The 426-nt window shown below is 47.9% G+C and carries 1 protein-coding gene; it reads left to right on the top strand.

Features of this window, described 5'->3' with window-relative positions; all coding sequences use genetic code 11:
- Positions 1 to 426: VCBS repeat-containing protein (locus tag CXF95_RS26350; protein ID WP_198556718.1), on the top strand; the 426-nt coding region annotated here is incomplete at both ends.

Raw genomic sequence — 426 nt, 5'->3', positions numbered from 1 at the left:
CCTTGATCCTACAAAATCGCAAAACACAACTCAGCAAAAAGTCAAAAACGACGTGGATGGCGATGGTAAATCCGACTTGTTATGGCGCAGCAATGCCAAAGGTTGGAACTTTTTATGGTCGATGGATGGTGTAAAAACCAAACAAGCTAAACCGATTAATGTGGTACAAGATGAAGGTTGGCTGATGGCGGGACAGGGCGATTATGACGCCGATGGTCATTCGGATATCTTGTGGCGTAATACGCTCACCGGCATGAACTTTATCTATCTGATGGATGGCTTGACGATTAAAACCCGTAAGGTGCTCAACTTTGTCGATGCACCGCAGTGGGAGTTGCGGGGCAGTGGTGACTTTAATGGTGACGGTAAAGGGGATGTATTGTGGCGTGATGTGGTGCGAGGGCGCACCCATTTCTTCCTGATGGA

It is taken from the genome of Paraglaciecola sp. MB-3u-78 (assembly GCF_002835935.1).
Classification (GTDB): Bacteria; Pseudomonadota; Gammaproteobacteria; order Enterobacterales; family Alteromonadaceae; genus Paraglaciecola.
This window is presented reverse-complemented; position numbering and strand designations above follow the sequence as displayed.